Source organism: Klebsiella sp. MS 92-3 (genome assembly GCF_000195655.1).
GTDB classification, from domain to species: Bacteria; Pseudomonadota; Gammaproteobacteria; order Enterobacterales; family Enterobacteriaceae; genus Klebsiella; species Klebsiella pneumoniae.
Map to the genome: position 1 here is coordinate 135,393 of NZ_GL882770.1, position 7,692 is coordinate 143,084.

Consider the following 7,692-nt stretch of genomic DNA (forward strand, 5'->3'; position numbering starts at 1 on the left):
GGGCGGGCCCCCTCGCCCCTATGGCGAGGAGCGGCTGCGCCTGGAGGAGGTCAAAGCGCCGGGCGTGCGCACGCCGGTTAGTCTCTCGGTGCGCAGCGGTGAAATTGTCGGTTTGTTCGGACTGGTGGGTGCCGGGCGCAGCGAACTAATGAAAGGCCTGTTTGGCGGCACGCAGATAACCGGCGGTCAGGTGTATATCGATGGCCAGCCCGTCTCCATTCGCAAACCGGCCCAGGCCATCCAGGCCGGGATGATGCTGTGCCCGGAGGATCGTAAAGCGGAGGGGATTATTCCGGTGCATTCCGTGCGCGATAACATCAATATCAGCGCCCGGCGCAAGCATATTCACGCTGGCTGCCTGATCAACAACGCCTGGGAGGCGGACAACGCCGATCAACATATCCAGTCGCTGAATATTAAAACGCCGGGCCCGGAACAGCTGATTATGAACCTGTCGGGCGGCAACCAGCAGAAAGCGATCCTTGGCCGCTGGCTGTCGGAAGAGATGAAGGTGATCCTGCTTGATGAGCCAACCCGCGGCATCGACGTCGGCGCCAAACATGAAATTTACAATGTGATCTATGGCCTCGCCGCCTCCGGTGTCGCCGTGGTGTTTGCCTCCAGCGACCTGCCGGAAGTGCTGGGCGTCGCTGACCGCATCGTGGTGATGCGCGAAGGGCAAATCGCCGGCGAACTGCTGCATGAAGAAGCCAATGAACAGCAGGCGTTAAGCCTTGCGATGCCAACAGTGAGCCAGGCTGTCGCCTGAGTAAGGAGTAAATGATGTCATCAGTGACTACGTCCGGGGCTACCCGCTCAACCTTTAGCTTTGCCCGCATCTGGGATCAGTTTGGCATGCTGGTGGTGTTTGCGGTGCTGTTTATCGGCTGTGTGATTTTTGTGCCCAACTTTGCTTCATTCGTCAATATGAAAGGGCTGGGGCTGGCGATCTCGATGTCCGGGATGGTGGCCTGCGGCATGCTGTTTTGCCTGGCCTCCGGCGATTTTGACCTGTCGGTGGCGTCGGTTATCGCCTGCGCCGGGGTCACCACCGCGGTGGTGATTAATCTCAGCGAAAGCCTGTGGCTGGGGATCGCCGCAGGCCTGTTGCTGGGGGCGCTTAGTGGCCTGGTTAACGGCTTTGTCATTGCGCGCCTTAAGATCAACGCGCTGATCACCACGCTGGCCACCATGCAGATTGTCCGCGGCCTGGCCTATATTATCTCCGACGGCAAAGCGGTGGGGATCGAAGATGAACGTTTCTTCACCCTCGGCTACGCCAACTGGTTTGGTCTGCCAGCGCCGATCTGGCTGACCGTCGCCTGCCTGGTGGTTTTCGGATTATTACTAAACAAAACCACCTTTGGCCGTAATACGCTGGCTATTGGCGGCAATGAAGAGGCGGCGCGCCTGGCCGGCGTCCCGGTGGTGCGCACCAAGATTATTATCTTTGTGCTCTCCGGTCTGGTATCGGCCGCAGCGGGTATCATTCTGGCGTCGCGGATGACCAGCGGCCAGCCGATGACCTCGATTGGCTATGAGCTGATTGTTATTTCGGCCTGCGTGCTGGGCGGGGTGTCGCTGAAGGGCGGGATCGGCAAGATCTCCTACGTGGTGGCCGGGATCCTGATCCTCGGAACCGTGGAAAATGCGATGAACCTGCTGAATATCTCGCCATTCTCACAATACGTCGTGCGAGGGGTGATCCTGCTGGCGGCGGTGATCTTCGACCGCTACAAACAAAAAGCCAAACGTGCGGCCTGAATTTAAACCGAACTTTTTAGTTTACAGAGTAATTGCCGCCAGCGCCCGTTTCGCTGGCGGTAACTATCAAAAATGGCGAGGTTGGTCACACTGTCTATACTTACATGGCTCACATATAATTAACAACCAGCTTCGGCTGGCCATGATAAGGAGGAAACAGGGTGGATAACCAGATATCTGTACCGCCTGCGCTAACCGGAAACTACGCTTTTTTCTTTGACCTCGACGGTACTCTTGCCGATATCCAGCCGCACCCCGATCAGGTGGTGATACCCGACAGCACGCTGCAGGCGCTCAATGCGCTGGCCCAGCAGCAGGGGGGCGCGGTGGCATTGATTTCAGGGCGCTCAATGGCTGAACTTGACGCGCTAACCCATCCCTGGCGGCTACCGCTGGCCGGCGTTCACGGGGCCGAGCGCCGTGATATCAATGGTAAAACCTACATCGTCTCTCTGCCGACAGCGCTGCGCGATGAGATCGCGGCTGAGCTGACGTCGGCGCTGGAAGCGCTCCCGGGATGTGAGCTGGAGAGTAAAGAGATGGCTTTCGCGCTCCACTATCGCCAGGCCCCGCAGCAGCAGAGCGCCGTGCTGGAGCTGGCGCAGCGGATTGTTCAGCGCTATCCGCTGCTGGCGTTACAGCTTGGCAAGTGCGTGGTGGAGATTAAACCCCGCGGCGTCAACAAAGGGGAGGCGATTACCGCGTTCATGCAGGAGGCGCCATTCGCCGGCCGCGAACCGGTTTTTGTCGGCGATGATTTGACCGACGAGGCGGGATTCAGCGTCGTTAATCAACTGCAGGGAATGTCGGTAAAAGTTGGCGCCGGGGAAACTCAGGCGCACTGGCGGTTGGCGGATGCCGCCGCTGTAAGGACGTGGTTGCAACATCTGGCGTATGACGCGCAAACCGAAAGGAGGGATGACCATGAGTCGTTTAGTCGTAGTCTCTAACCGTATCGCCTTACCGGACGATAAAAAATCGAGCGCTGGCGGTCTGGCCGTCGGCATCCTGGGGGCACTGAGAGCGGCGGGGGGTCTGTGGTTTGGCTGGAGCGGCGAGATTGGCGATGACCAGCAGCCGCTCAAGCAGGTCTCCCGCGGGAATATTTCATGGGCGTCGTTCAACCTTAATGAACGGGACCATGATGAATACTACAACCAGTTCTCTAACGCCGTGCTGTGGCCGGCTTTCCACTATCGCCTTGATCTGGTCAGCTTTCAGCGCGAAGCCTGGGAGGGATATCTGCGGGTTAACGCCATGCTGGCGGACAAGCTTCTGCCGCTGATTGAGCCAGACGATACGCTGTGGATCCATGATTACCATCTTCTGCCCTTCGCCAGCGAGCTGCGTAAGCGCGGAGTGAACAATCGCATCGGGTTTTTCTTACATATTCCGTTCCCGACGCCGGAGATTTTTAACGCTCTGCCGCCGCACGCTGAGCTGCTGGAGCAACTGTGCGATTACGATCTGCTGGGCTTCCAGACCGAAAGCGACAGAACCGCTTTTCTCGACAGCATTGCTATGCAGACTCGCCTATCCGACCTCGGCGATAAACGCTATCAGGCATGGGGTAAGGCGTTCAGTACCGAGGTTTATCCGATAGGGATCGATCCGGACGAAATTACGCGCAACGCTAAAGGTCCGCTGCCGCCGAAGCTGGCCCAGCTGAAGAACGAGCTGAAAAATGTGAAGAATATCTTCTCCGTGGAGCGTCTTGACTATTCGAAAGGGTTGCCGGAGCGATTCCTCGCCTACGAGACGCTGCTCGAGAAGTACCCTCAGCACCACGGCAAAATCCGTTATACCCAGATCGCGCCGACCTCCCGCGGCGATGTGCAGGCCTATCAGGATATCCGCCACCAGCTGGAAACCGCAGCCGGACGCATCAACGGACAGTTTGGTCAGCTTGGCTGGACACCGCTCTACTATCTGAACCAGCATTTTGATCGTAAGCTGCTGATGAAGGTCTTCCGCTACTCTGACGTCGGGCTGGTGACGCCGCTACGCGATGGTATGAACCTGGTGGCGAAGGAGTACGTCGCGGCGCAGGATCCGGATAACCCTGGCGTACTGGTCCTGTCGCAGTTTGCCGGGGCGGCGCAGGAGCTGACCAGCGCCCTGATCGTCAATCCTTACGATCGCGACGAGGTTGCCGCCGCGCTGGATCGCGCGCTCAGCATGCCGCTGGCGGAACGTATCGCCCGTCATTCAGCGATGCTGGACGTGATCAGAGAAAATGATATTCATAACTGGCAGGCGCGCTTTGTCGAGGATCTGCAGCATATTTCACCGCGCAGCGAGGAGAGCCGTCTGCGGGGGAAGATAGCCACCTTCCCTAAACTGGCCTAGTTCAGGAAAAGGGCTAACCGGCGTTAGCCCTTTTCAAGGGAAACCAACAGGACATCAACGCCGCAGCTGCCGACGATACTTTTCGCCGAGCAGGTGGCGCGTGAGAAGAGGGAATGGTTGTGATTGCCGCAGATCACCAGATCAACACGGTGCGACCGGCAGAAGTCCTTAATATGATGGCCTAGCTCGCCGCAGGCGATGGTCATTCTTTCTATTGGGTAGTCCGCGTGGCGAGCCAGCTCATTGAGAAACTCCCGCGTCTCTTCCTGCATCACTTCGCGCAGATTTTCCATCATCGGTGCGGCGAACTGGTTATACAGCTCCGGATCCGTAGCGAGAGTGATTAAGCTCACCTTCGCGTTAACGGGGCGGGCTATCGACACCGCTTTTTTAATTAATACCTGACTCTCCGGCGTTGGCGCGACGGCAACCAGCAGATGGGTATAAGGCATCTGGCCTCCTTGAGATACGCGGAATAACCCTTTCTTCCATTCTTTACTCCTGTTTCCCCGACTGCGCAAGGGCCGATCCCGGGATTTGCGAGCCTGTTCGTTAGTCGGCGACCTTCCAGCTAGATCACATCAATGAACCTGACTTTTGATTAAAAAGAAATGCTGTTTTATAAATGAGTGAAGTGGCGACGTCATCTCTTTGTCATTTTGCCACCGGCGACTGTTCCGTGGCAAAAGTACAAAGGTAACCTCCTTTCACAGCTTTTAGTGTAGCCAGGTACCCACTCCCTTCCGGTGGCAAATCCGGAACGATTGTCGGCGTTCTTTTAAAAAAAAGACACAGGATCACGGCGATGAAAACACGAAAAATTGGACTGGCTAACTATCTGGCCTACGGCGCGGGCGATTTTCTCGGCGCCGGCACGACGGCGTTAACCGCCGCATGGCTGCTCTACTTTTACACGACCTTTTGCGGACTGACCCCGATTGAGGCCACGCTTATTTTTGCTGCCGCCCGCGTGCTGGACGCGGTGGTAAGCCCGCTGATGGGCTTTCTCACCGATAACTTTGGCACCACCTGGCTTGGTAAGCGCTTCGGCCGCAGAAAATTCTTTATTCTGCTCGGCATCCCCTGCGTATTCAGCTATTCAGCGATGTGGGTCGGCGAGATGGGCTTCTGGTACTACCTGGCGACCTATCTGCTGTTTGATATGGTCTATACCATGATTCTGGTGCCCTATGAGACGCTGGTGCCGGAGATGACCGATGACTTTAAACAGAAAACCAAATTCTCCGGCGCGCGCATTTCGATGGCGCAGATGTCGGCGATTTTAGCCTCCTTCCTGCCGGGGATCCTTCTCTCCTGGCTCGGCAAAGATAATGCCAGCTCGTTCTTCTATGCCAGTCTGGTGTTCTCGGTGCTGTGCGCGGTGATGCTGACTCTGGTCTGGTGTTTCACCTGGGAACGACCGCGGGAGGCGTGGTCGGAAGCGGCCCTGCGGGCGGAAGCGGAAAAACAAAACTTAACCCTTGCTCAGAGCCTCAATCGCCTGGTGATTGAGCTGAGTTCTACGCTGCGGATAAAAATTTTCCGCCAGCACCTCGGCATGTATCTGGGGGGCTATATCGCCCAGGACGTCTTCAATGCCGTGTTTACCTATTACGTGGTCTTTGTTCTGATGCAGGAAGCCGCCGTCGCCTCGAACCTGCTGGGGACGATGGCCATCTTCCAGTTTATTGCGGTAATCGCCATGATCCCGCTGTGCATTCGTTTTGGCCCCGCGCCGTCGTACCGCATGGTGGTGGTCCTGTTTGGCCTGAGCTCACTCTCCTACGCGCTGCTCTATTACGCCGGACTGAGCGACGTCTATTCCTTATTGCTGCTCATCTCTGCTGTCGCCGGACTGGGACGCGGCGGGATAAATTACGTACCGTGGAATACCTACACCTATATTGCCGACGTCGACGAAGCGATCACCGGCCAGCGCCGGGAGGGGATTTTTGCCGGCATCATGACCCTGACCCGCAAAGCCTCGCAGGCGGGGGCGGTGATGCTGGTGGGGATCATTATGCAGTTGTCGGGGTTTGTTTCCGGGCAAAAAATACAGCCTGAAGGGGTCAGCCATACCATTCTGCTGATCCTCAGCGTCGGCACTCTGGTGGTGTTAGCCTGCGGCTTCCTCGTCTCGCTGCGCTTCAAACTCAACCTGCACACCCACAGCGTCCTGCGCAGCGAGACCCTCAGAATGCGCGAGCTCGGCTACGCTCAGTCGGAACAGACCAGTGCGGAACACCGTGCGGTGGTCGAGCTGCTGGCGGGGATGCCTTACGACTGTCTGTGGGGCAATAACAATATTGGCTATCTGAATCGTCATAAACCTGCTGCCCCGGCGCTCATTAAGGGCGGCGCTTTGAATTCGACATATACCCGAGGTTAACAACATGAAAGTTTGGCCGGTCAAACATAGCCCATTACTGCGTCAGCCTGAGCGTTTTATCGCCCGCAGCGAACTGCAGGCGCTGATCCGCAACGTGACGCAAAACCTGGTGAATATTAAGGATGAGAGCGGGCAATTTTTACTACGCCTGGATGACGGGCGCGTGATCGATACCAAAGGGTGGGCCGGATGGGAGTGGACCCACGGCGTTGGGCTGTACGGCATCTATCAGTATTACCAGCAAACCGGCGATATCGAGATGCGTGATATCATCGATCGCTGGTTTGCCGACCGCTTCGCCGAGGGAGCAACGACCAAAAACGTCAATACTATGGCCCCGTTTCTGACCCTGGCTTACCGCTTTGAAGAGACCGGCCGTATGGCGTATCTGCCGTGGCTGGAGAGCTGGGCGGAGTGGGCGATGCACGAGATGCCGCGCACCGAGCAGGGCGGTATGCAGCACATGACTCTGGCGGAGGAGAACCATCAGCAAATGTGGGATGACACGCTGATGATGACCGTGTTGCCGTTAGCCAAAATTGGCAAGCTGCTTAACCGCCCCCAGTATGTGGAGGAGGCAACCTACCAGTTCCTGCTCCATGTGCAGAACCTGATGGACCGGGAGACCGGGCTGTGGTTTCACGGCTGGAACTATGAGGGGCGGCATAACTTTGCCCGGGCGCGTTGGGCGCGGGGCAACAGCTGGCTCACCATGGTGATCCCGGATTTTCTGGAACTGGTGGATCTCCCCGAGGGGAACGCGGTACGGCGCTATCTGATTACAGTCCTCGACGCACAGATTGCCGCCTTGGCAAAATGCCAGGACGACAGCGGCCTGTGGCATACCTTGCTGGACGACCCGCACTCTTATCTTGAGGCCTCGGCGACCGCCGGCTTTGCCTACGGCATTCTCAAAGCGGTGCGCAAGCGTTACGTCGGGCAGCACTACGCCGGGGTGGCTGAAAAAGCGATTCGCGGAATTGTGCAGAATATTTCGCCGCAGGGGGAGCTGCTGCAGACCTCATTTGGCACCGGGATGGGGTCAGACCTCGACTTTTATCGCCAGATCCCGCTTACCTCGATGCCCTACGGTCAGGCGATGGCGATCCTTTGTCTGACGGAGTATCTACGCAAGTACTTCTGAGCAGGGCGCCCCGCTGGCGAGGCGCCGAATAAAACTAACCCGGCTT

At 57.4% G+C, this 7,692-nt stretch carries 7 protein-coding genes; 6 read left to right on the plus strand and 1 reads right to left on the minus strand.

Going from position 1 to position 7,692, the window contains the following annotated elements; translation table 11 throughout:
* From HMPREF9538_RS29490 to otsA, 4 genes are all read left to right on the plus strand, one after another.
* Positions 1 to 769 (plus strand): ATP-binding cassette domain-containing protein (locus HMPREF9538_RS29490; RefSeq protein ID WP_009484445.1); only part of this gene is annotated, 769 nt, incomplete at its 5' end.
* 14 nt (positions 770 to 783) lie between these two features.
* Positions 784 to 1,764: an L-arabinose ABC transporter permease AraH gene (gene araH, locus HMPREF9538_RS19905; RefSeq protein WP_002911507.1), complete on the plus strand. Its 981-nt coding sequence runs from the start codon at positions 784 to 786 to the stop codon at positions 1,762 to 1,764.
* 161 nt (positions 1,765 to 1,925) lie between these two features.
* Entirely contained in the window at positions 1,926 to 2,714 is a 789-nt protein-coding gene (gene otsB, locus HMPREF9538_RS19900; RefSeq protein WP_002911505.1) for a trehalose-phosphatase, read from the plus strand.
* Entirely contained in the window at positions 2,689 to 4,113 is a 1,425-nt protein-coding gene (gene otsA / locus HMPREF9538_RS19895; RefSeq protein ID WP_004175414.1) for an alpha,alpha-trehalose-phosphate synthase, read from the plus strand. The genes otsB and otsA overlap by 26 nt, the downstream gene beginning before the upstream one ends.
* Positions 4,114 to 4,136: 23 nt before the next feature.
* On the opposite strand, the gene uspC is transcribed toward otsA, so the two are convergent.
* Entirely contained in the window at positions 4,137 to 4,565 is a 429-nt protein-coding gene (gene uspC, locus HMPREF9538_RS19890; protein WP_002911500.1) for a universal stress protein UspC, read from the minus strand.
* A gap of 353 nt (positions 4,566 to 4,918) precedes the next feature.
* Here uspC and HMPREF9538_RS19885 point away from each other — a divergent pair, with 353 nt between their 5' ends.
* Together HMPREF9538_RS19885 and HMPREF9538_RS19880 are read left to right on the plus strand one after the other, a co-directional pair.
* Positions 4,919 to 6,502, plus strand: coding sequence for an MFS transporter (locus HMPREF9538_RS19885; RefSeq protein ID WP_002911499.1), 1,584 nt, complete (start codon positions 4,919 to 4,921; stop codon positions 6,500 to 6,502).
* A gap of 4 nt (positions 6,503 to 6,506) precedes the next feature.
* Positions 6,507 to 7,646, plus strand: coding sequence for a glycoside hydrolase family 88/105 protein (locus HMPREF9538_RS19880; protein ID WP_004184668.1), 1,140 nt, complete (start codon positions 6,507 to 6,509; stop codon positions 7,644 to 7,646).
* The last annotated feature ends 46 nt before the right edge of the window (positions 7,647 to 7,692 follow it).